Below are 21,477 nucleotides of genomic sequence, written 5' to 3'. Positions count from 1 at the left end.
TCTTCTCACACCTCTCACATTCGTGACCGACAAGGAACGAGACCTGTCGTGGATGTATTCATCGGACAACTCTTCACCGGCCTGAGCCTGGGATCGATCCTGTTGCTCGCCGCCCTCGGCCTGGCATTGACCTTCGGCCAGATGGGCGTCATCAACATGGCGCACGGTTCCTTCATCATGGCCGGTTCGTACACCGCCTACACGGTGCAGCAACACCTCATCTCCCATACCGGCGGCGCGTTCGCCGTCTCGCTGATCGTCGGCTTCCTGATCGGCGGCCTGATCGGCATCCTGCTGGAGGTCACGCTGATCCAGCGCATGTACCACCGCCCCCTCGACACCCTGCTGGTGACCTTCGGCGTCGGCCTGATCCTGCAGCAGGTGGCGCGCGACGTCTTCGGCGCGCCGGCGGTGCGCGTGGTGACGCCCGACTGGCTCGGCGGCGGCATCGAGATCCTCGGCGCGGTGGTCCCCAAGACCCGCATCTTCATCATGGTCCTGGCGATCGTCTGCGTCGTCGCCCTGGCCGCGATGATGAAGTACACGGCGATGGGTCGCCGGACGCGCGCCGTCGTCCAGCACCGTGATCTCGCCGAGACCAGCGGGATCTCCAGCCGCAAGACCGACCTGACCACGTTCTTCATCGGATCGGGGCTGGCCGGTGTGGCCGGGGTGGCGCTCACGCTGATCGGATCGACCAGCTCGAACACGGGCACGTCGTACCTGATCGACGCCTTCCTCGTGGTGGTGATCGGCGGTCTCGGACACATCAAGGGCACCGTGATCGCGGCCCTCGCACTCGGCCTGCTGAACTCGTTCATCGAGTACAGCACCACCGCCTCGGTCGCCAAGGTCATCGTCTTCGTGCTCATCATCGTCTTCCTGCAGATCCGTCCGCAGGGACTCTTCACGGTTCAATCGAGGAGCCTGGTATGAAGAACTACTTCACGCAGAACTGGAAGGTCTGGGCCGGTTTCGGGCTGGCCGCGGTGCTTCTCTTCGCCGTCGCTCCGGCGGTGCTGTCCGACTTCCGCCTGAACCTGCTCGGCAAGTTCCTCTGCTTCGGCATGGTCGCGGTCGGCATCGGTCTGGCCTGGGGGCGCGGCGGCATGCTGACGCTCGGCCAGGGCGTGTTCTTCGGGCTCGGCGCCTACATCATGGCCATGCACCTGAAGGTCGCCGACGCCGCCTTCCGCGGCGACGACGTCCCGGACTTCATGCAGATCGCCGGTATCCGGGAGCTGCCCGCCTACTGGCAGCCGTTCGCCTCACCGGTCGTCACGGTCCTGGGCATCCTGGTCCTCCCGACGCTGCTCGCCGTGCTCCTGGGCCTGGGCGTGTTCAAACGGAAGGTCAAGGGCGCGTACTTCGCGATCCTCTCGCAGGCGCTCGCCGCGGCGTTCGCGATCCTGCTGATCGGCCAGCAGTCGACCGGCGGCAGCAACGGCCTGAACCGTTTCCGCGGCTTCTTCGGGCTGGCGCTGAACGACCCGGTCAACCGCCGGATGCTGTTCTTCGTCGCCGCAGCGACGCTGCTGGTCCTGGTCGCGATCACCCGTCAGCTGATGTACAGCCGTTACGGCGAACTCCTGGTCGCCGTCCGCGACCAGGAGGAACGCGTCCGCTTCCTGGGCTACGACCCGGCCAACGTCAAGGTCGCCGCCTTCGCGGTCGCCGCGCTGTTCGCGTCCGTCGCCGGAGCGCTGTTCGTGCCGATCGTGGGCATCATCTCCCCGGCCGACGTCGGGATCGTCCCGTCGATCGCGTTCCTCATCGGCGTCGCCATCGGCGGCCGGTCCACCCTGCTCGGCCCGGTGCTCGGCGCGGTCGCCGTCGCCTGGGCGCAGACCAGCCTCTCGGAGAGCTTCCCCTCCGGCTGGACCTACGCCCAGGGTCTGCTGTTCATCGTCGTCGTCGGATTCTTCCCCGCCGGACTGGCCGGAATCCTCAGTGCGCTGAAGGCGCGCCGCACGCGCGCCGAGTCCACCGCGCCGCCGGTGAAGAACGACGACGCCCCCACCCCGATCGGAGCCACCTCATGAATCCGCGCACCGAGAACACCGTCCTGCTCGACGGCGCCCACGAGCCCCGGCCCGGCGGCAACGCCGGCATGGCCAGCGACTACCTCCAGGTCCGTGGCCTGTCGGTCTCCTTCGGCGGCTTCAAAGCGGTCTCGGAGGTGGACCTGACCCTGCTGCAGGGCGACCTCCGCTTCCTGATCGGCCCGAACGGCGCCGGGAAGACGACGATCATCGACGCGATCACCGGGCTGGTTCCGGCGACCGGCTCCATCGAGAAGTCGGGGGTGGAGCTGATCGGCAAGAAGGTGCACCAGATCGCCCGGCTCGGCATCGGCCGGACCTTCCAGACCGCGAGCGTGTTCGAGGAGCTCACCGTCCTGCAGAACCTCGACATCGCCGCCGGGGCCGGCCGCTCCCTCCGGACCATGCTGCGGCGGCGGCCCGCGCAGGTGCCCGAGGCGATCGAGGAGGCGCTGGAGACCATCGGCCTGCAGGACCTCCGCGACCAGCCCGCGGGCATCCTGGCGCACGGCCAGAAGCAGTGGCTGGAGATCGGCATGCTCCTGGTGCAGAACGCCTCGGTGCTCCTGCTCGACGAGCCGGTGGCCGGCATGAGCGGCGAGGAACGCGAGGAGACCGGTGAACTGCTGCGCCGGATCGGCGGCGAGCGGACGGTGGTCGTCGTCGAACACGACATGGAGTTCATGCGCCGGTTCGCCACGTCGGTGACCGTCCTCGCCCGCGGCCGGGTGATCGCCGAGGGCACCGTCGCGCAGGTGCAGGCCGATCCGAAGGTGCAGGAGGTGTACCTCGGTTCGGCGGGGGCCGCAGAAGAGGCCGCGGTCGTCGAGGAGACGGCCGTCGAAGTGGAGGACGCCTCGACCGAGACCGCAGCCGCAGCCGTAGAGAAGGAGAGCTGACATGCTCGAACTGAAGGACGTCCGCGCGGGGTACGGCCGCACCGAGGTGATCCACGGTGTGGATCTGGCCGTGCCGAGCGACGGCGTGGTGGCGATCATGGGTCACAACGGCGCGGGCAAGACCACGCTGCTGCGGGCGGCGATCGGGCTGCTCAAGACCACCGGCGGCACCATCACGTTCGACGGCGAGGACCTCACCGGCACCCGGCCGAGCAAGCGGGTGGCCAAGGGCATCGCCTACGTGCCGCAGGGGCAGCAGAGCTTCCCGCAGCTCACCACCGCGGAGAACCTGCAGGTGGTGGCCGACGGCCGCAAGCGCGGCAAGGAGCTGATCGCCGAGATGCTCGATCTGTTCCCGGCCCTCACCGAGCTGCTCGACCGGCAGGCCGGGCTGCTGTCGGGCGGGCAGCGTCAGCAGTTGGCGATCGCGCGGGCGTTGATCACCGAACCGAAGATGCTGATCCTCGACGAACCGACCGAGGGCATCCAGCCGTCGGTGGTCGCCGAGATCGAGAACACGATCACCGAACTGACCCGGCGCGGCGGCCTCGGCGTCCTCCTGGTGGAGCAGCACATCGGTTTCGCGCTGGCCTCGGCCGAGCGGTACTACATCCTCGAGAGCGGACGCGTCACCGCGACCGGTGAGGGCGGTGCCGGCGCCGAATCGGTGGTCCGCGAGGCGATGGCGATCTGACCTCGGCGCCGCCCCGTGCGGCGATAGGCTGCTGTTCGGGGCCTCGGGGATCGAGGTCCTCTCGATCCCCGAGGCCCTTTCGGCGGTCCGGCGTTCCCTCTACAATCGGGCGTTCCCTCGGTGGTCGAGTGTTCCCTCGGTGGTCGAGTGTTCCCTCGGTGGTCGAGCGGAGTCGAGACCGGAACTCCCAGAGAGGTGCACAGCGATGGAGCGAACCGACGTCCTCGTCGTCGGAGCCGGGCTCGCCGGTCTCAGCGCCGCCCGGGCGCTGGTCGAGGCCGGGCGGACCGTGACGGTGCTGGAGGCGCGAGACCGGGTCGGCGGACGGCTCGAGGGCGGTGTGATCGACGGCCACCCCGTCGAACTGGGCGGCACGTGGATCGGTGAGGGACACACCGAGATGCACGGCCTCGTCGAACGTCTCGGCCTGGCGACGTTCCGCACCTGGAACGACGACGGCGAGCTGCTGGTCGACCTGGGCGGTACGCGGTCGCGCATGGCCGGCCGCAAAGGCGCCGTGCCGAAACTCAATCCGATCGTGCTGGCCGACCTGTTCCAGGCACTGACCCGGTTGCGGCGCCTGGCCCGCGGCGTCGATCCGGCCCGGCCCTGGGCGCATGCGCGGGCCGCACAGCTCGACGGCCAGACGTACGAGACCTGGATCCGGCGCACCGTGCGGACGGCGGCGGCGCGCGCTTACTTCCGGATCACCGCCGAAGCCGTCTTCGCCGCCGACGCCACCGACTTCTCCCTGCTGCACGCCCTGTTCTACATCGCCGCCAACGGCGATCTGGAGACCCTGGTCTCGGTGGATCGCGGCGCCCAGCAGGATCGGGTGGTCGGCGGCTCGGTCCGGGTCGCCGAAGAGCTCGCCGCCGGACTCGACATCCGATTCGGCGCCGCGGTCGAGGCGATCCACCAGGACGACGACGGGGTCCTCGTGCAGGCCCGGTCCGGGGCGGAGTCCGCCGCGCGGCGGGTGATCGTCGCCGTGCCGCCCACCCTCGCCGGCCGGATCCGGTACGCGCCGCCGCTCCCGCCCTGGCGCGACCAGTTGACGCAGCGGGTGCCGGCCGGGACCGTCGCCAAATGCTTCGCGTCGTATCGCGCACCGTTCTGGCGGGCCGACGGCCTCAACGGGCAGGCCGTGTCCGACGAGGGCCCGGTGAAGGTGACGTTCGACGTCTCCCCGCCCGGCGGCGAGATCGGTGTGCTGCTCGGCTTCGTCGAGGGTTCGGATGCGCGGGTGTGGCAGCGGCTGTCCGACGACGAGCGGCGCCGCCGGGTCCTGGCGTGTTTCGCACGGTACTTCGGGCCGCGGGCGGCCGATCCGGTCTCCTACATCGAGAAGGACTGGAGTGCCGAGGAGTTCACCCGCGGGTGCTACGGCGCGCATTTCGCGCCGGGCGTGTGGACGAGTCACGGCACCGCGCTGCGGGAACCTGTCAGCCGCATCCACTGGGCCGGGGCGGAATACGCCACGCAGTGGAGCGGGTACATGGAGGGCGCGGTCCGCTCGGGTCGTCGAACGGCCGACGACGTGTGCGACGCGGAACAGTCGCTGGAATCGAACTCCGAGCCCGGTGGGTTTGGCTAGCGTGACCGGAATGACACTCACGCACGCCGCGCCCGTGGTCCTGACCAAGGGATCCAACACCCTGTTCGAGCCGATCCTCGGAACACCGGAACCGTCGATCGCCATCGGTCTGCATTGCGGGACGGTCCAGCCGGGTGTCTCGGTCGTGGCGGACGTCAGCGTGCTGTTGGTCGATGCCACCGGCCGGGTCCGGTCCAACGACGACTTCGTCTTCTACAATCAACCCTCCGGGGAGGACGGCGCGGTGCGTCTGGACAGTCTCGGAGTCACCGACGCCCCGGCTGTCGTGATCGCTGATCTGGCGCAGCTTCCGGAGTCCGTCGCGCGCGTGGTGATCGCCGCCAGTCTCGACGAGGTCACCGGGGACGTCGGCTTGTTCGGCATGCTCGACGGCGCCGAGATGTGGGTGGCCGCCGCCGCAGAACCGTCGCAGCGGTTGATCGTCAGCGGGCTCACCGGATTGACCGAGGAGCGGGCCCTGATCGTCGGCGAGGTGTATCGGCACTCCAGCGGCTGGAAGATCCGTGCCGTCGGTCAGGGCTATCGCGACGGCCTGGCTCCCCTGGTCTCGGAATTCGGGATCGACGTCGACGACGACACCGACGGATCCGGTTCCACCGCAGACGATGCCACCGCAGACGAGGCCGTCGCGGACGGTGCAGCGGAGAACGGCGTGGTCGAAGAGCAGGACGGTGCGACGACGAGACTGGACTCGGCCCGGAAGGTGGGGCTCACACGCCGCCGGAAGAACGTCGCCCGGCTGCCCGAGGACTGGGATCGGCGCCCGTCCCCCGGACTGCCCGTCGATCCCTCCGAAGAGCCCCACCGGCCTGCGCGCCTGTTTCCGACGGTCGGGATGAAGACCGGTATGGAGCAGGAGGGCCGGGCGACGTCGACGCTCCTCGCCGTGATGGAGATCGTTCCGGATTTCGGGAAGCGGATCACGACGGCACTGGGGTCACCGCGTGGGCGGGTCGAGACCTTCACCGAGGTCCGGTTCAGCCACGCCGGTCAGGAGTTCCGTCCCGACGGACTGGTCCGGGTCACGCGGGGTGGACGGACGTGGTCGGCTCTTCTGGAGGTCAAGACCGGCAAGGGGGTCCTCAAGACGGAGCAGATCGAGGACTATCTGAAGGTGGCGCGTGCCCACGACTTCGACGCCGTCGTCACGATCAGCTGCGACCTGATGCCCACCGCCGAGGACGTCCCGTTCCCGCTGCCGTCGCGGATGCCCAAGTCGGTCGCCGTCCGGCACCTGTCGTGGGAGGAGATCGCCGTTCATGCGGCGAACGAACGCGACGACGCGCAGGATCCGACGGATGCGCGGCTCCTCGACGAGCTGGTCCGGTATCTCGCCGACACCCAGGCGGGGACCTGGACGTTCGGAGACATGGGCCGGAACTGGGTGAAGGTGCGGGAAGGAGTCGCGAACAGCACGTTGGCGGCGAAAGATCCCGCCACCGTCGACGTCTGTTTCCGGTTCGACCAGCTGATCCGGCACATCGCGCTGCAGCTGACGACGTTGACCGGGGAGACCGTCGCCTCGCAGATCCCGAACGCACAGGCCGACGCCGTGTCGCGGGCGCAGCAACTGGCCGACTCCGGTGAGCTGTTCGGCACGGTCCGGGTGCCCCGCGCGACGTCGCCCGTGGTCGTGAACGCGAATCTGGCCCGGAAAAGGATCAGTTGTTCGCAGCGGGTCGGTACACCGCGGACCGCTCGGCCCGTGACCAAGGTCAACTGGCTGTTGCGTCAGCTGAAGGAGGCCTCTCCCAAGCTCCGGCTCACCGCGCATCATCTCGGAAGCCGCACCGAGGTGTCCTCGGCCCTCCTGGGAGACGTCCGGGAGGATCCGACGCTCCTCGTTCCTCCCGGCGACAAGGACATCCGCGAGTTCACCGTCACCGGTGAGACGTCGATGGGTGCCAAGCGGTCGTCGTCGGAGAACGGTTTCGTGGCCGCCATGGTGAACCTCGTCAACGGTTTCTACCGGGAGGTGACCCAGGAGCTCAAGGTCTCGCCGCGCGAATGACGCGATCGGGCACGACACCGTGCCGGTGACGCGGTGCAGAATCGACGGCATGGCCACGCACCCCTGCTGCACACCGGACCGCGGTTCCGACGGGTCGCCGGAGGACCGGTACCGCGGCGCGGTCCCGGCGGAACCCGCTGCGGCGCTCTTCGACGACGGTCTGATCGAGCTGGCGGGCGGCGACTTCCTGATGGGTTCGGACGACGCCCTCTCCTATCGGCTGGACTTCGAGGGGCCGGTCCGGAACGAGCACGTCGCGCCGTTCGCGATCGCCGCGACGACGGTGACCGTGGACCGGTTCGCCGAGTTCGTCCGGGCGACCGGACACCGCACCGATGCCGAGGTCTTCGGTGATTCCCTGGTCTTCGTCCACGCGGCGGTCGACGGCGAATGGCCCGCTGTCGCGGCGACGCCGTGGTGGGTCGTCGTACCGGGAGCGGACTGGCGTCGTCCGTACGGTCCGGGCGGCATCGATGCGGCGACCGATCTCGGCGACCATCCGGTGACCCATGTCAGCCACCGGGATGCGCTCGCGTTCTGCGCGTGGGCCGGTGCGCGGCTGCCCACCGAGAGCGAGTGGGAGTACGCGGCACGCGGGGGTCTGACGGGCCGTCGGTACCCGTGGGGCGACGAACGTACTCCCGGCGGCGAGCACCGGATGAACGTCTGGCAGGGGACGTTCCCGGACCACAACACCGCCGCCGACGGTTTCGCGTTCACCGCACCGGTGCGCACCTACCCGCCGAACGGATACGGCCTCTACCAGGTGACGGGCAACGTGTGGGAGTGGACCGATTCGGCGTTCGCGCCCCGCCGCGGCGACTTCCGGCCCGTGATGCGCGGGGGGTCGTACCTGTGCCACGAGAGCTACTGCCGGCGGTACCGGGTCTCGGCTCGGACCGCGAACAGTCCCGAGACCTCCACCGGGCACACGGGTTTCCGCGTCGCATCGTCGATAAACCCGCGCTGACCTTAAGGCTCCCTCTGCCGGTGCGCGTCCCGCTAGTTTCAACGGGACCGATCGACCGGCGAAGCGAAGGAGGCGAGCGATGAGCGACAACGTCGTTCTGGTGCACTGGCACGATCTCGGCCGGCATCTCGAGCTCTACTCCCCGCACGGCGGCCCCGGCCCCCACCTCGAAGCGCTCGCCGCACGGGGCGTCCTCTTCACGCAGGCGTACGCGGCCGCTCCCCTCTGCTCGCCGTCCCGGGGTGCGCTGCTGACCGGCCGGTACCCGCACAGCAACGGGATCACCGGCCTGGCCCACCACGGCTGGGAGTACCGCGCCGGAGTGCGGACGCTCCCCCAGATCCTCCGCGACGCGGGCTGGCGCACCGCGCTGTTCGGCATGCAGCACGAATCGGCGAATCCCGGCGGCCTGGGCTACGACTCGTACGACGTGACCGACTCCGACTGCGACCACGTCGTCGCGGAGGCGAGCGACTGGCTCGAGGCCCGCGCCGCGGACCGTCGCCGCGGCGACGAGCGTCCGTTCCTGCTGAACGCGGGGTTCTTCGAGGTCCACCGGCCGTACCCGGAGAGCCGCTACACCCCCGTCGACCCCGCGTCGATCTCGGTGCCGGACTATCTGCCGGACACCCCCGAGGTGCGGCGGGACCTCGCCGCGTTCCACGGCTCGATCACCGTCGCCGATCGGGCCACCGGGCGGCTCGTCGACCGGATCGACGACCTCGGGTTCGGCGACGACACGTGGATCGTGTTCTTCACCGACCACGGGGAGGCCTTCCCCGGAGCGAAGTCCACCCTGTACGGCCGAGGCACCGGGATCTCGTTCATCGTCCGGCCGCCGCGCAGACTCGGACTCGAGGCGACGGTGTACGACGACCTCTTCAGCGCCGTCGACCTGGTGCCGACGCTCCTCGACGCCCTCGGCCTGGAGATCCCGGCCGACGTCGAAGGAGTCTCCCATGCGGGGATCTTCGCGCCCGAGACCTCCGTGCCGGATCCGGAACCCCGCCGACGCGAGGTGTTCGCCGAGAAGGACTTCCACGACGCCTACGACCCGATCCGGGCGATCCGCACCCTCGAATTCAGCTACATCGAGAACTACACCGAGCGGCCCGCCCTGGAGCTTCCGCTCGACATCCTCGAGAGCCTCTCCGGTCAGGCCCTGGGCACCGGTCATCTGGCGCCGCGACCCCGGGTGGAGCTGTACGACCTGAGATCCGACCCCGGCGAGACGGTCAACCTCGCCGATCACCCCGCCTACTCCGAGGTCCGGCGAGTCCTCGCGATCCGGCTCGCGTCATGGCGCGAACAGACCGGGGACGAGCTTCTCGACGACGAGACCGGCAGCGCGATCGCGGCGGAGTTCATGACCCGACATCTGGCGTCGCTGTCCGAACGTGACGCCCCGGTCCCCCGCTCGCCGAGGGGCCGCGACCGTGAACTCCGGAACGCCCCCCGCTCCGGCGACGGACGCGAGCACTGTCCGCGGCCCTGACGGGCGCTCATCAGAACACCACCTCTCCCACTCCACTTCGACCTCACGGAAGTGAAGGCAATGCCCCATTCCTATTTGGTGTGCGCATCGCAGCGCAGCGGCAGCACACTGCTGGTGAAATCACTCAGGGCGACCGGTCTGGCCGGCGACCCGAAGGAGTTCTTCCAATACCATCCGGAGACCTCGCTCTCACCGCAGCCCGCCGACTGGTTCGCCGGTGTCACCGACGAGAGCGTCCTCCGGCTGCTCGCCCCGGGAACGGTCGGCACCCCGAGCACCGAGACCTCGGAGCAGTGGCGTGCTCGGATCCGGCGCGAGGGCACCGGCCCGAACGGCGTGTGGGGCGGCAAACTGATGTGGAATCAGACGCCGTTGCTGCTCGATCGCGCCGCCGGACTGGCCGACCGGAGCGGCTCCGATCTGCTGTCGGCGATCCACGACACGGTCGGGGAGGTGAGGTTCGTCAAGGTGACCCGGCGGGACGTCGTCGACCAGGCGGTCTCGTTCTGGCGGGCGGTCCAGACACGCGTCTGGGAGGGCCCGACCGCACCCGAACTCGATGCGCGGGCGCAGTACCACCCCGACGGGATCGCCCACCTCGTGCAGATCCTCCGCGATCAGGAGACGGGGTGGCGGTCGTTCTTCGCGAGCACCGGGATCACCCCGATCGAGGTCGACTTCACCGAGCTCGCCACGGACACCGAACGAGTGCTCTCGCATGTGCTCGACCGGCTCGACATCCCCGCGGAGGCGCCCGAACCGGCCCTGAAGAAGCAGGGCGATCTCCGTTCCTCCGAATGGGCCGAGCGGTATCGCCGCGACGCCCGGAAAGCAGGTCTGCCGACATGACCGTCACCGATCCCGACGTCACCCACGTCGACGAGCTGCGTGTGCTCGAAGCCGAGGCGGTGCACATCTTCCGGGAGGTGGTCGCCGAACTGGAACGGCCGGTGCTGCTGTTCTCGGCGGGTAAGGACTCCATCGTCCTGCTTCGCCTGGCCGAGAAGGCGTTCCGACCCGCGCCGGTGCCCTTCCCCGTGCTGCACATCGACACGGGCCACAACTTCCCCGAGGTCGTCGAGTTCCGGGACCGCCGGCTCCGCGAGGCCGGCCACGAGCTGATCGTCGGCTCGGTCCAGGAGTCCATCGACAGCGGCCGCGTCACCGAGATCGGCGGCCCCTCCGCCTCCCGGAACCGGCTGCAGACCCGGACCCTCCTCGACGCCCTCGACGCCGGCGGTTTCGACGCCGCCTTCGGCGGAGCACGACGCGACGAGGAACGCTCCCGCGCCAAGGAACGGGTGCTGAGCTTTCGCGACGAGTTCGGCCAGTGGGATCCGCGCGCACAACGCCCCGAACCGTGGTCTCTCTACAACGGACGCGTACGACGTGGCGAACAGGTCCGGGTGTTCCCGCTGAGCAACTGGACCGAACTCGACATCTGGCACTACATCCGCCTCGAACAGCTGGCACTGCCGTCGATCTACTTCGCCCACCGGCGCGAGGTGTTCGAGCGGGACGGCATCCTGCTGGCGGTGTCGCCGTTCACCCGGCCGCGGCCCGGCGAGACGGTCTCGACCGAACAGGTCCGCTACCGCACGGTCGGCGACCTGACCATCACCGGTGCGGTCCGTTCCACCGCCGTCGACCTCGACGGAGTGATCGCCGAGGTCGGTGCGGCGACCGTCTCCGAGCGCGGAGCCACCCGCGCCGACGACCGGACCTCCGCGGCAGCCATGGAGGATCGCAAACGGGAAGGCTACTTCTGATGACCGCGCACGACTACGCCGACCACGGTCGGCAACTGCTCAGGCTGGCGACCGCCGGTTCCGTCGACGACGGCAAGAGCACGCTGATCGGACGGCTCCTGGTCGACACCGACAGCGTCCCCGTCGACCAGCTCGATCAGGTGACCAACAACCTCGGGCTCCCCGACCTCGCCGCGCTCTCCGACGGCCTGCGCGCCGAACGGGAACAGGGCATCACGATCGACGTCGCCTACCGGTTCTTCTCGACGCCCACCCGCAGCTACATCCTCGCCGACACCCCCGGCCACGAGCACTACACGCGCAACATGTTCACCGGAGCGTCGAACGCGCACGTCGCGGTGCTCCTGGTCGACGCCCGCGCCGGTGTGCTGCGGCAGACCCGCCGGCACGCCCGGATCGCCCAGCTGCTCGGCGTCCGGCACGTGGTCGCCGCGGTGAACAAGATCGACCTGGTCGACTACGACGAAGCGCGATTCCGTGAGATCGACGCGGAGATCGCGAGACTCGGTGAGCGGCTGGGCATCGCCTCGCCGGTGGTGATCCCGACGGCGGCGCTCGCCGGCGACAACATCGTGCACCGATCCGCCCGCACACCGTGGTACGACGGCCCCACGCTCCTGGAGTATCTCGAATCGGTCGATCTCTCGGCGCCCGATCCGGATCCCCAGGACCTGCGGCTGCCCGTCCAATGGGTGTCCCGCCCCACGGAGAAGGCACGACGACGCTACACGGGCCGGCTGTCCGAGGGCAGCCTCACCGTCGGCGACACGGTCACCGTGCTCCCGTCCGGTCAGCGCAGCACCGTCACCGCGCTCGACACCCTCGACGACCGGCGCGTCACCGCCGTCGCGCCGCTCTCGGTGTCGGTCGAGCTCGCCGACGAACTCGACATCTCGCGCGGCGACGTCCTGGTCAGCGGCGAGGCCGCCGCTGCCCCGACCCTCGCCCGGGAGTTGGAGGCCACCGTCTGCTGGTTCGCCGGCACCCCGTTGCGCGCGGGCGACCGACTCGCCCTGAAGCATGCGACGAGCACCACCCGTGCGACCGTCCAGGAGATCTCCTCAAAACTCGACCCCGACACCACCGATCGGGTCGCCTACCCGTCGGAACTGGGCCTCAACGATCTGGGCACGGTGACGATCCGGACCAGTTCGGTGGTGATCGCCGACAGGTACGACCAGAACCGCACCGGCGGCTCGTTCATCCTGATCGACGAGAACTCCAACGAGACGGTGGGCGCCGGAACCATCTCGGTGGCCCGCGCGATCACTCCGGGGGAACGGGTCCGCACCGACGTGAAATGGCATCCGTCGTCCCTCGCCCGGGTGCATCGTTGGAACTCGATCGGTCAGCGCGGCGTCACCGTGTGGTTGACCGGTCTGCCGGCTTCGGGCAAGTCCACGCTCGCCGTCGCACTGGAACGGGCGCTCGTCGAATCCGGGCGGGCGGCTTATCTGCTCGACGGCGACAACGTGCGCTTCGGATTGTCCGACGACCTCGGGTTCTCGCCGGGCGATCGGGCCGAGAACATCCGGCGCGTGGGACATCTGACCCGGTTGTTCGCCGATGCCGGCGTGGTGGCCATCGCCTCGCTGGTCTCCCCGCTGGAGTCCGACCGGGCGATCGCCCGGGAACTCAACGAGGCGGCCGGTCTGGCGTTCATCGAGATCCACGTGTCCACACCGGTCGCAGAATGCGCGCGCCGGGACCCGAAGGGGTTGTACGCGCGGGCTCGTGCCGGGAGACTCACCGGACTGACCGGGTGGGATGCGCCCTACGAGGTCCCCGCCAATCCCGATCTGGTCTTCGACACCACCGACGCCGACGTCGAACGACTGGTGCCGCAGATCCTCACCGCGATCGAGGAGGCGCAGGCCGACACGGCTCCGCTGACGGTGTGAGCGGGCGTCGTCGGGTGTGCGTCCGTCACAGGGCGGCCGCACACCCGACGATATCGAACACTTGCGCTAATGGTGCGGCCCGTGTCATACTCGATGTGGGAACATGTGAACGATGACTGAGTGGTGGCCCGCTCTCATGAGGAGTGGACACTCGACCGGCCGCGCACCCGTGTCCCGTTGAACCGTCTCGGGGGAACAGATGGATTCCACGGCGCTGACCGCATTCGCCGATGCGCTGTCCGACGACGTCGCCGTCGTCCCGGACGCCGACGGCGATTCGCTCGCTTCTTTCCTGGCCGCTGCCAGACCGATCGACGACGACCGCGAGATCCTGGCGTTGCTGGCCGCACTGATCCGGCTCGAGAACATCGTCGACCACGGTCTCACCCGTCTCGCGGTGACGGCGCAGCGCACCGGCCTCGTCGCCCGTGAACGTGTGCGGTCGGTGACCAATCTGCTGACCGGACTCGGCATGGTGCCGTCCGCGGCCGCTCGGATCGCTCGTCTCTCCACCGGGGATGCGCCCGCGGTGTCCCGAGCCATGCGGGACGGCGCGATGTCGGCCGAACTCGGTGACGCGGTGCTCCGCGGTCTCGACCACGTCGGCAGGCGCGTCGAACTGTCCGACGACGTCCGATCCCGGGTCACCGCCTCGTTGATGGTGCAGACGACACCGAAGGCGGTCGCGGAGAAGGCTCGCGCGTGGGTGCTGCGATCGGCTCCCGACGAGCCCGGACCGGATACGGGTCCCGTCTCCGAAGACCTCGAATTGAACGAGATGACGCTGGTGCAGACCGAAGAGGGCCGGGTGTCGGTGACGATGGATCTGGACGTCCTGTCGGGTGAGGAACTGTCGGCGGCACTCGATCCCCTGTGCCGCCCCGTCCCGGAACCGGACGGCTCGGAGGACCGTCGGTCGGCGCGGCGGCGTCGCGCCAATGCTCTCGGCCAGATCGTGCGGACGTATCTCTCGCGGTCGGACCGCCCGGAGTCGGGCGGGGTGCTCCCCCACGTGACCCGGTGGTCCCGGCGGAGGTCGCCGACGGCGGCGTTCGCCGGATCGGCGCCACGGAAGCGGCCGCAGAGATTCCGGTCGTAGACCTCGCTCGGGAGGTCGCTCGAGTGCCGAGTCTCGGGTTCGGCGGGCCGGTCTCGGTCCGGACGGCGGAACTGGTGATGTGTGAGGCGTCCGTGTGCATCGCGCTGGTCGACGGTGAGGGCGTGCCGTTGAACGTGGGGCGAGAGAAACGGCTGTTCACGCCCGCGATCCGGAAGGCACTGGTCATCCGGGACCGCGGTTGCGCCTTCCCCGGGTGCGGGGCGCCGGCGTCGTGGTGCGACGCCCACCATGTGGAGCACTGGGAGCACGGGGGCGAGACGAGCATCGGCAACGGTGTGCTGCTCTGCCGTCGCCACCACACGGTGATCCATCACGGCGGCTGGGCGGTCTTCCTCGGTCGTGACGGTCACCCGTGGTTCACGCCGCCGGCCGATGCCGAACACCCGTCTCGAGGGCGAGAACCGATGAGATCGCACGGCCGGCGGACGCTGACGAGTTTCTCCTCGGCGGCGTGACGGGAGTTCCAGGTGTCGGCACGGGGTCGGCGCCAGATGTTCTTCGACAACTCCATACGGTGTCCGACGGCGGGGCTATCGTCGACCTATGACCACAGGTGCCGGGCTCGGCGGTGCGGAGGTCGTCGCCTTCACGGCGACGACCGACCCCGATCGCGCCCGCGAGTTCTACGAGTCGGTGATCGGACTGCGGCTGATCGCCGACGAGGAGTTCGCGATCGTCTTCGACGCCGGCGGCACCATGCTGCGCATCCAGAAGGCACGGGAGCACACGCCGCCGCCGTTCACCGTGCTCGGCTGGAAGGTCGAGAACCTCGGTGCGGTGCTGGAGCGGTTGCGGACGGCCGGAGTGGAACCGGTCCGCTACCCGGGTTTCGGACAGGACGACGCGGGGATCTGGACGGCCCCGGACGGGGCGAAGATCGCCTGGTTCACAGACCCGGACGGCAACACTCTCAGCCTGACCGAATTCACCGGCTGACCGAATTCACTGATCAGCCAAGCTCACCGGCGCGACGGCGGCCGAGCCGATGGTTCCGTGACCACCGAGGGGAACGAGTCCGTCTCCGGCGGTGGTCAGGTCTGGATCGCACTGATGTACACGGTGCGCGGATTCCGCAGTGGATCCCAGGTCGCCGAGAGGTGAGAGCTGCCCGTGTCGCCGCGGTAAGCCCAGGTCAGAGAACCGGTGCATTCCGGACCGTGGTCGACGGGTGGGTGATCACGGCATCTGCCGTCGTCCGGCACGGGATCGTCGAACCCCGAACGCTGAAGCAACTCCGTGAGGCGTTCCGGTGACGGCGTCTCCACGACGAGGTAGGCGCTGTAATCCCCGAACCCGGGCGTCACCCGGCCGTAGACGACGCGGTCGCCGTCGACCAGGACCAGCCCCAGCGACTCGGCCCTGGACTGAGCATCGCTCGTCGACTCGTAGGTTTCCATACTCCAGCTCATGGACGACACGAGGGCGAAACGACCCAGCCACACCAGCCCGGCGGCGAAGACGACCGTCATCACGACGATGAGTCCGGCGTGCAGCCACCACTCGGTGCGCGGAGGCAGACGCCGCTCCTCGTCGTACTCCGCGTCGTCGCACTCTTCGCCGCCGGTCACCGCACGAAGTGTACGGAGAGCATCGCCGCCGGGCCGACGCTCAGTTCGGCGGGAGCGCGACGTACTTCGTGTTCAGGTACTCCTCGATCCCCTCGCTGCCGCCCTCGGAACCGAATCCGGACTGTTTGATGCCGCCGAACGGTGCCGCGGCATCGGAGATGACGCCGCGGTTGACGCCGACCATGCCCGCTTCGAGACGCCGGGCGACCCGCCGGCTCCGCGCCAGGGACTCGGTGTAGAAGTAGGCGGCCAGACCGTACGGGGTGCTGTTGGCGAGCTCGATCGCCTCGTCCTCGGTGTCGAAGCCGACGATCGCCGCGACGGGACCGAAGATCTCGGCCTGCCGGATCCGGGCGTGGTCGGGGATCTCGTCGAGGACCGTCGGCGCGTAGAAGCAGCCGTCGCCGTCGAGCCGGGTGCCGCCGGTCAGCACCCGGGCGCCGGCGGCGACCGCGTCGTCGACCAGGTCGGCGATCGAGGTCAGCTGGTGGTCGTTGATGATGGCGCCCAGGTTCACCCCGTCGGTCCAGCCCGGGCCGACCCTCATCGCGGCGACCCGCTCGGTGAGACGGCGGGTGAACTCGTCGCGGACCGAGTTCTGCACGTAGATCCGGTTCGCGGCGGTGCAGGCCTCTCCCCCGTTGCGCATCTTCGCCGCCATCGCGCCGTCGAGCGCCGCATCGAGGTCGGCGTCGTCGAACACGAGGAACGGCGCGTTGCCGCCCAACTCCATCGAGGTCCGCAGAAGCCGGTCGGCGGACTGGGCGACCAGCGCCTTGCCCACCCCCGTGGAGCCGGTGAACGAGATCTTCCGCAGTCGCGGATCGGACATGATCTCGGCGACGACGCCGACCGAGTCCGAGGTCGGCAGCACCGAGAGGACGCCCGGCGGCAGACCGGCGTCGGCGAAGGCCTGCGCCAGCAGCAGCATCGTCAGCGGCGTGTCGACCGACGGTTTGACCAGCATCGTGCAGCCGGACGCCAGTGCCGGTCCGATCTTCCGCGTCCCCATGGCGAGCGGGAAGTTCCACGGCGTCACGGCCAGGCACATGCCGACCGGTTCCCTGGTCACCAGGATCTCGCCGGTGCCCGCCGGGGCCGACGCCGTCCGCCCGCCGATCCGGACGGCCTCCTCGGAGAACCACCGCAGGAACTCCGCGCCGTAGGCCACCTCGCCGCGGCTCTCGGCGAGGATCTTGCCCATCTCCAGCGTCATCACCAGCGCGAAGTCGTCCGCGCGCTCGGTGACGATCTCGAAGGCGCGCCGCAGGATCTCGGCCCGCGTCCGTGCCGGCGTCGCCTCCCATCGGGCGGCCGCGGCCTCGGCGGCGTCCATCGCCGCGCGGGCATCGGCGAGGGAGGCGTCGGCGACGGTCGCGAGGACCTCACCGGTCGCCGGATTGAGAACGTCGTACACGGCGCCGGACTCGGACGGCCGGAACGCCCCGTCGATCCACAGCCCGGTGGGCGTGTCGGCGGGCAGGGCGGGTGCCGGCGAGGCGGGAACGGATGGCGCGGGGACAGACGAGGATGCCACGGTGGTCTCCTTCGATCGGGGGTCGGTGTCGGTGCGGTCGGTGCGTTTCAGGCGAGCTTACGGACGGCCTCGACCAGGACGTCGAGGCCGTCGTCGAGGAGTTCGTCGCCGATGACCAGCGGGGGCAGCAGCCGGATCACGTTCCCATGGGTACCGCAGGTCAGGATCACGACGCCGGCGGCGAGGGCCTCGGCGGCGATCGCCTTGGCCAGCGCCGGGTCCGGTTCGACGGTCCCGGGCCGGACGAGCTCGATCGCGATCATCGCGCCGCGCCCGCGGACGTCGCCGATCACGCCGACCTCCTCGGCGAGGGCCCCGAGCCGGGTGAGGACCTTCTCGCCGATCGCGCGGGCGCGGCCGGCCAGGTCGTCGCGCTCCATGGTCTCGAGCGCGGCGAGCGCGGCGGCGCACGCGACCGGATTGCCGCCGTAGGTGCCGCCGAGGCCCCCGGCGTGCACGGCGTCGAGCAGTGCGGCCCGGCCGGTGATCGCGGCCAGCGGCATGCCGCCGGCGATGCCCTTCGCCATGGTGATCAGATCGGGCACGATCTTCTCGTCGTCGCAGGCGAACCACGAGCCGGTCCGGGCGAAACCGGTCTGCACCTCGTCGGCGATGAAGACGACGCCGTGCTCACGCGCCCAGTCGGCCAGCGTCGGGAGGAAACCGGGCGCGGGCACGATGAATCCGCCCTCCCCCTGGATCGGTTCGATGATCATCGCCGCGAGCGCGTCCGCGCCGATCTGGACCTCGATCTGGTCGATGGCCCGCCGCGCGGCCGCCACGCCGTCGACGCCGGGCACCTCGCGGTACGGGTACGACGTCGGGCATCCGGTACACCTCGGGAGCGAACGGACCGAAACCGGTCTTGTACGGCGCGGTCTTCGCGGTCAGCGCCATCGTCAGATTGGTGCGGCCGTGGTAGGCGTTGTCGAAGGCGACGACGGCGTTCCGGCCGGTCGCCAGACGCGCCACCTTGATCGCGTTCTCCACCGCCTCGGCACCGGAGTTGAACAGGACGGTGCGCTTGTCGTGGTCGCCGGGGGTGAGCGCGTTGAGTTTCTCGGCCACCGCGACGTACCCCTCGTACGGGGTCACCATGAAGCAGGTGTGCGTGAAGTGCGCGACCTGCTCCCGGACGGCGGCCACGACGGCGGGATCGCTGGCGCCGACGCTGGTCACCGCGATGCCTGCGCCGAGGTCGATCAGGGAGTTGCCGTCGACGTCGACGATCACGCCGCCGTCGGCGTCGGCCGCGTACACCGGGACCGACGATCCGACGCCCGCGGCGACCGCCGCGCGGCGCCGCTCGGTCAGTTCCCGGGAGCGCGGTCCGGGCAGCGGGGTCCGGAGGTCGCGGACCTGCGGGAGACGGAAACCGGAGGAGAGGGAGACGGTCATGATGCGGGAGTCCTTACATCGTCGGAGAGCGGAGGGGTGCCGCGGCTGAGGGTCTCGCCGCGGAAGAATGCGGGGTGGCGTACTCGCCACAGGAGCATCAGCACCGCGCCGACCACCAGGAGGCCGAAACCGATCACGAAGACCAGACCCATGCCGGCGAGCGAGGTGCCGCTGCCGCTGGTCTCCGGATCGAGGCTCTCGATCACCGAGATCACGAAGACGACGGCCAGGATGGTGCCGCCGATCAGCGGGAAGGCGAACTTGTACACGATGTTGTGCACGGAGCGGAACAGTTCCCTGCGGAAGAACCAGACGCACGCGAACGCGGTGATGCCGTAGTACCAGCAGATCATGATGCCCAGCGAGGCGATGGTGTCCCAGAGCGCGTTGTCGGAGATCAGTTTGACGACGACGTAGAACACTCCGGTGACGATCGCGGCGACCACGGTGGCGTAGGTCGGCACCAGGTAGCGCGGGTGCACCGAGGCGAGCTTCTTCGGGAACGCGCCGTAGGCGCCCATCGCCAGCATGGTGCGGGCGGCCGGCAGGAAGGTGGTCTGCAGGCTGGCCACCGACGAGGCGAAGATCGCCAGGAACAGGAGCAGGCCGCCGACGTCGCCGAGCACCGGGGTGGCCAGCGGTTCGAAGACGTTCTCGGCGTTGTCCGGGTTGCCCAGGCCGATGCTCTGGTCCCCGACTCCGGCGTACATCAGGACGGCGACGCCGACCAGCAAGTAGGTCAGCAGGATGGTGATCACGGCCAGCAGCCCGGAACGGCCCGGCGTCTTCTCCGGGTTCTTCGCCTCCTCGCCGAGCGTCAGGCAGGTGTCCCAGCCCCAGAACGCGAAGATGGAGCCGGTCAGTCCGATGACGAAAGCGCTGAGGGTCAGGCCGGTGAACGGGTTGAACCAGTCCCAGGAGAAGGCGATGTGGAACTGAGAGGTCGACGCGGTGACGATGGCGCTGATCGCGAAGGTCAGCAGGACCACCATCTGGAAGCCGACCAGCGCGTACTGCACCTTCTGGCTCGTGGTGATGCCGCGGCCGGCGATCCACGCCGCCAACGCGATGAAGACCAGGGTGGTGGCGATGTTCACCGCTTTGTTGCCGACCAGGTCCGCGATGGATTCGCTGCCCACCACCTGGGAGATGAACAGATAGAAGAACTCGACGGCGATCGCCGCCAGGTTCGAGAGCACGATGATGGTCGCCAGCACCATGCCCCAGCCGCACATCCACCCGACGTACGGGCCGAAGGCCTTGGTGGACCAGGTGAACGAGGCACCGCAGTCCGGGGCCCGCGAGTTCAGTTCCCGGTAGGCGTAGGCGGTCAGGAACATCGGGATGAAACCGGCGATGAAGACGGCGGGCATCTTCAGGCCGACGGCGGCGACGATCACGCCGATGCTCGCGGTGAGGGTGTAGCCGGGGGCCACGCACGAGACACCGAGGACGGCGCCGGCGAGGGTGCCGACCTTGCCCTGGGCCAGGCCCTTGTCGACGAGGTCGGAACCCTTGTCCGTGGTGGTGACCACCGGGGGTCGATCGGGAGCGTTCATCACGCATCCTCCTTCGGCACGATGACCATTGGTACATCGAGTACGCGCAGCATCTTCGCCGCAGTGGATCCGAGGAACAGCCGCCGCTGCGCGGCGAGTCTGCTCGAGCCGACCATGATGACGTCGCCGTCATACCAGTCGAGTTTGTTCACCGCGTCTTCGACCGTGGGGCCGGAGACGATGGTCCAGCCGACTTCGTTGTCGGCGGGGACTCGGGAACGGGCCTCGTCGAACGAGGCCTGGGCGTGGGCGGTCGCCTCGGCGATCACCTCGTCGTCGGGTCGGCGGCCGCGGGGCGCCCGGTCGAGGGCGATCAGCGAGACCACCCGCAGCGGGCAGCCGGACGCCGACGCCGCCCGGATCGCGGTGTCGAACAGCTGCTGGGCGCCCGGGCGCCTGCCCATCGCGCAGGTGATCTCCCGGATCCGGTCGACCTTGGAGCGGCGCATGCCGCGCGGTGAGAGGACCAGCGGCAGCGGGGACGAGTGCACCAGCGCGCCGGCGACCGAACCGAGCGAATGCCCGCCCATCAGGCCGCCGCCGGACGTGCCGACGACGATGGCCGCCGCCCCGACGCGCTCGGCTTCGGCGAGGATGCCTTCGGCCGAGGAGTCGTAGAACGCGATGTGGGTGGCCACCTCGATGTCGTCGGGCACCATGGCCCGGGCCTCGGCGAGCCACTGGTCGGCGCGCTGGGTGAGGACGTCGTCGAAGCTGCCGGCGTGCAGGACCCCCTGCACGTCGGGCGGCAGCACCATGCCGATGTCGAGTGCCGCCGAGAGAGTCCGGGCGATGCGGACACCCATCGTGAGGGCATCGGCGCCACCGTCGGTGGCCAGATAGGCGACGTAGATTCTCATGACTGTTCTCCTCGGGAGTCGGTCGGCGGACCGGGG

At 69.6% G+C, this 21,477-nt stretch carries 18 protein-coding genes and 1 pseudogene; 14 read left to right on the top strand and 5 right to left on the bottom strand.

The annotated features are described in order from the left end of the window. Positions 1 to 48: 48 nt before the first annotated feature. The 14 genes from urtB to QM809_RS13970 all read left to right on the top strand — a co-directional run bounded on the left by urtB (position 49) and on the right by QM809_RS13970 (position 15,455). Positions 49 to 936, top strand: a complete 888-nt coding sequence (urtB, locus tag QM809_RS14035; RefSeq protein WP_415046358.1) for an urea ABC transporter permease subunit UrtB — start codon at positions 49 to 51, stop codon at positions 934 to 936. After that, on the top strand, positions 933 to 2,042 hold the full coding sequence (gene urtC / locus QM809_RS14030; protein ID WP_415046357.1) for an urea ABC transporter permease subunit UrtC: 1,110 nt from the start codon (positions 933 to 935) through the stop codon (positions 2,040 to 2,042). Before urtB ends, urtC begins: the two co-directional genes overlap by 4 nt. Beyond that, positions 2,039 to 2,941: an urea ABC transporter ATP-binding protein UrtD gene (gene urtD / locus QM809_RS14025; protein WP_415046356.1), complete on the top strand. Its 903-nt coding sequence runs from the start codon at positions 2,039 to 2,041 to the stop codon at positions 2,939 to 2,941. Before urtC ends, urtD begins: the two co-directional genes overlap by 4 nt. Before the next feature lies 1 nt (position 2,942). Beyond that, positions 2,943 to 3,635: an urea ABC transporter ATP-binding subunit UrtE gene (gene urtE, locus QM809_RS14020; protein ID WP_415046355.1), complete on the top strand. Its 693-nt coding sequence runs from the start codon at positions 2,943 to 2,945 to the stop codon at positions 3,633 to 3,635. A gap of 205 nt (positions 3,636 to 3,840) precedes the next feature. Beyond that, positions 3,841 to 5,232: a flavin monoamine oxidase family protein gene (locus QM809_RS14015; protein WP_415046354.1), complete on the top strand. Its 1,392-nt coding sequence runs from the start codon at positions 3,841 to 3,843 to the stop codon at positions 5,230 to 5,232. A 10-nt stretch (positions 5,233 to 5,242) separates the two neighbouring features. Then, positions 5,243 to 7,264, top strand: coding sequence for a TerD family protein (locus QM809_RS14010; protein ID WP_415046353.1), 2,022 nt, complete (start codon positions 5,243 to 5,245; stop codon positions 7,262 to 7,264). 49 nt (positions 7,265 to 7,313) lie between these two features. Beyond that, positions 7,314 to 8,234 carry a formylglycine-generating enzyme family protein gene (locus QM809_RS14005; RefSeq protein WP_415046352.1) on the top strand — a complete coding sequence of 307 codons (921 nt, stop codon included), beginning with the start codon at positions 7,314 to 7,316 and terminating at the stop codon, positions 8,232 to 8,234. Between the two features lie 79 nt (positions 8,235 to 8,313). Next, on the top strand, positions 8,314 to 9,729 hold the full coding sequence (locus QM809_RS14000) for a sulfatase (protein WP_415046351.1): 1,416 nt from the start codon (positions 8,314 to 8,316) through the stop codon (positions 9,727 to 9,729). Positions 9,730 to 9,789: 60 nt separating this feature from the next. Further along, positions 9,790 to 10,578, top strand: a complete 789-nt coding sequence (gene stf0 / locus QM809_RS13995) for a trehalose 2-sulfotransferase (RefSeq protein ID WP_415046350.1) — start codon at positions 9,790 to 9,792, stop codon at positions 10,576 to 10,578. After that, positions 10,575 to 11,498: a sulfate adenylyltransferase subunit CysD gene (gene cysD, locus QM809_RS13990; RefSeq protein WP_415046349.1), complete on the top strand. Its 924-nt coding sequence runs from the start codon at positions 10,575 to 10,577 to the stop codon at positions 11,496 to 11,498. Before stf0 ends, cysD begins: the two co-directional genes overlap by 4 nt. Beyond that, positions 11,498 to 13,399 (top strand): adenylyl-sulfate kinase, encoded by a 1,902-nt coding sequence (cysC, locus tag QM809_RS13985; protein ID WP_415046348.1) that lies wholly within the window; start codon positions 11,498 to 11,500, stop codon positions 13,397 to 13,399. Before cysD ends, cysC begins: the two co-directional genes overlap by 1 nt. A gap of 199 nt (positions 13,400 to 13,598) precedes the next feature. After that, positions 13,599 to 14,498: a DUF222 domain-containing protein gene (locus QM809_RS13980; RefSeq protein WP_415046347.1), complete on the top strand. Its 900-nt coding sequence runs from the start codon at positions 13,599 to 13,601 to the stop codon at positions 14,496 to 14,498. A 77-nt stretch (positions 14,499 to 14,575) separates the two neighbouring features. Beyond that, positions 14,576 to 14,974, top strand: a complete 399-nt coding sequence (locus QM809_RS13975) for an HNH endonuclease signature motif containing protein (RefSeq protein ID WP_415046346.1) — start codon at positions 14,576 to 14,578, stop codon at positions 14,972 to 14,974. Positions 14,975 to 15,062: 88 nt separating this feature from the next. Next, positions 15,063 to 15,455, top strand: coding sequence for a VOC family protein (locus tag QM809_RS13970; protein WP_415046345.1), 393 nt, complete (start codon positions 15,063 to 15,065; stop codon positions 15,453 to 15,455). 95 nt (positions 15,456 to 15,550) lie between these two features. Here QM809_RS13970 and QM809_RS13965 read toward each other — a convergent pair whose 3' ends face one another. The 5 genes and pseudogenes from QM809_RS13965 to QM809_RS13945 all read right to left on the bottom strand — a co-directional run bounded on the left by QM809_RS13965 (position 15,551) and on the right by QM809_RS13945 (position 21,441). Next, positions 15,551 to 16,087: a hypothetical protein gene (locus tag QM809_RS13965; protein ID WP_415046344.1), complete on the bottom strand. Its 537-nt coding sequence runs from the start codon at positions 16,085 to 16,087 to the stop codon at positions 15,551 to 15,553. Between the two features lie 40 nt (positions 16,088 to 16,127). Continuing rightward, a complete protein-coding gene (locus QM809_RS13960; RefSeq protein ID WP_415047097.1) occupies positions 16,128 to 17,570 on the bottom strand; it encodes an NAD-dependent succinate-semialdehyde dehydrogenase in 1,443 nt (480 codons plus the stop codon). A gap of 101 nt (positions 17,571 to 17,671) precedes the next feature. Further along, a pseudogene (gene gabT, locus QM809_RS13955) lies at positions 17,672 to 19,022 on the bottom strand (4-aminobutyrate--2-oxoglutarate transaminase). Continuing rightward, complete coding sequence (locus tag QM809_RS13950) at positions 19,019 to 20,581, bottom strand: APC family permease (protein WP_415046343.1); 1,563 nt, start codon at positions 20,579 to 20,581, stop codon at positions 19,019 to 19,021. The pseudogene gabT and the gene QM809_RS13950 overlap by 4 nt, the downstream one beginning before the upstream one ends. Beyond that, positions 20,581 to 21,441, bottom strand: a complete 861-nt coding sequence (locus QM809_RS13945; protein ID WP_415046342.1) for a universal stress protein — start codon at positions 21,439 to 21,441, stop codon at positions 20,581 to 20,583. The genes QM809_RS13950 and QM809_RS13945 overlap by 1 nt, the downstream gene beginning before the upstream one ends. Positions 21,442 to 21,477: the final 36 nt, after the last annotated feature.

Source organism: Gordonia sp. (in: high G+C Gram-positive bacteria), assembly GCF_047600385.1.
Classification (GTDB): Bacteria; Actinomycetota; Actinomycetes; order Mycobacteriales; family Mycobacteriaceae; genus Gordonia.
This window is presented reverse-complemented; position numbering and strand designations above follow the sequence as displayed.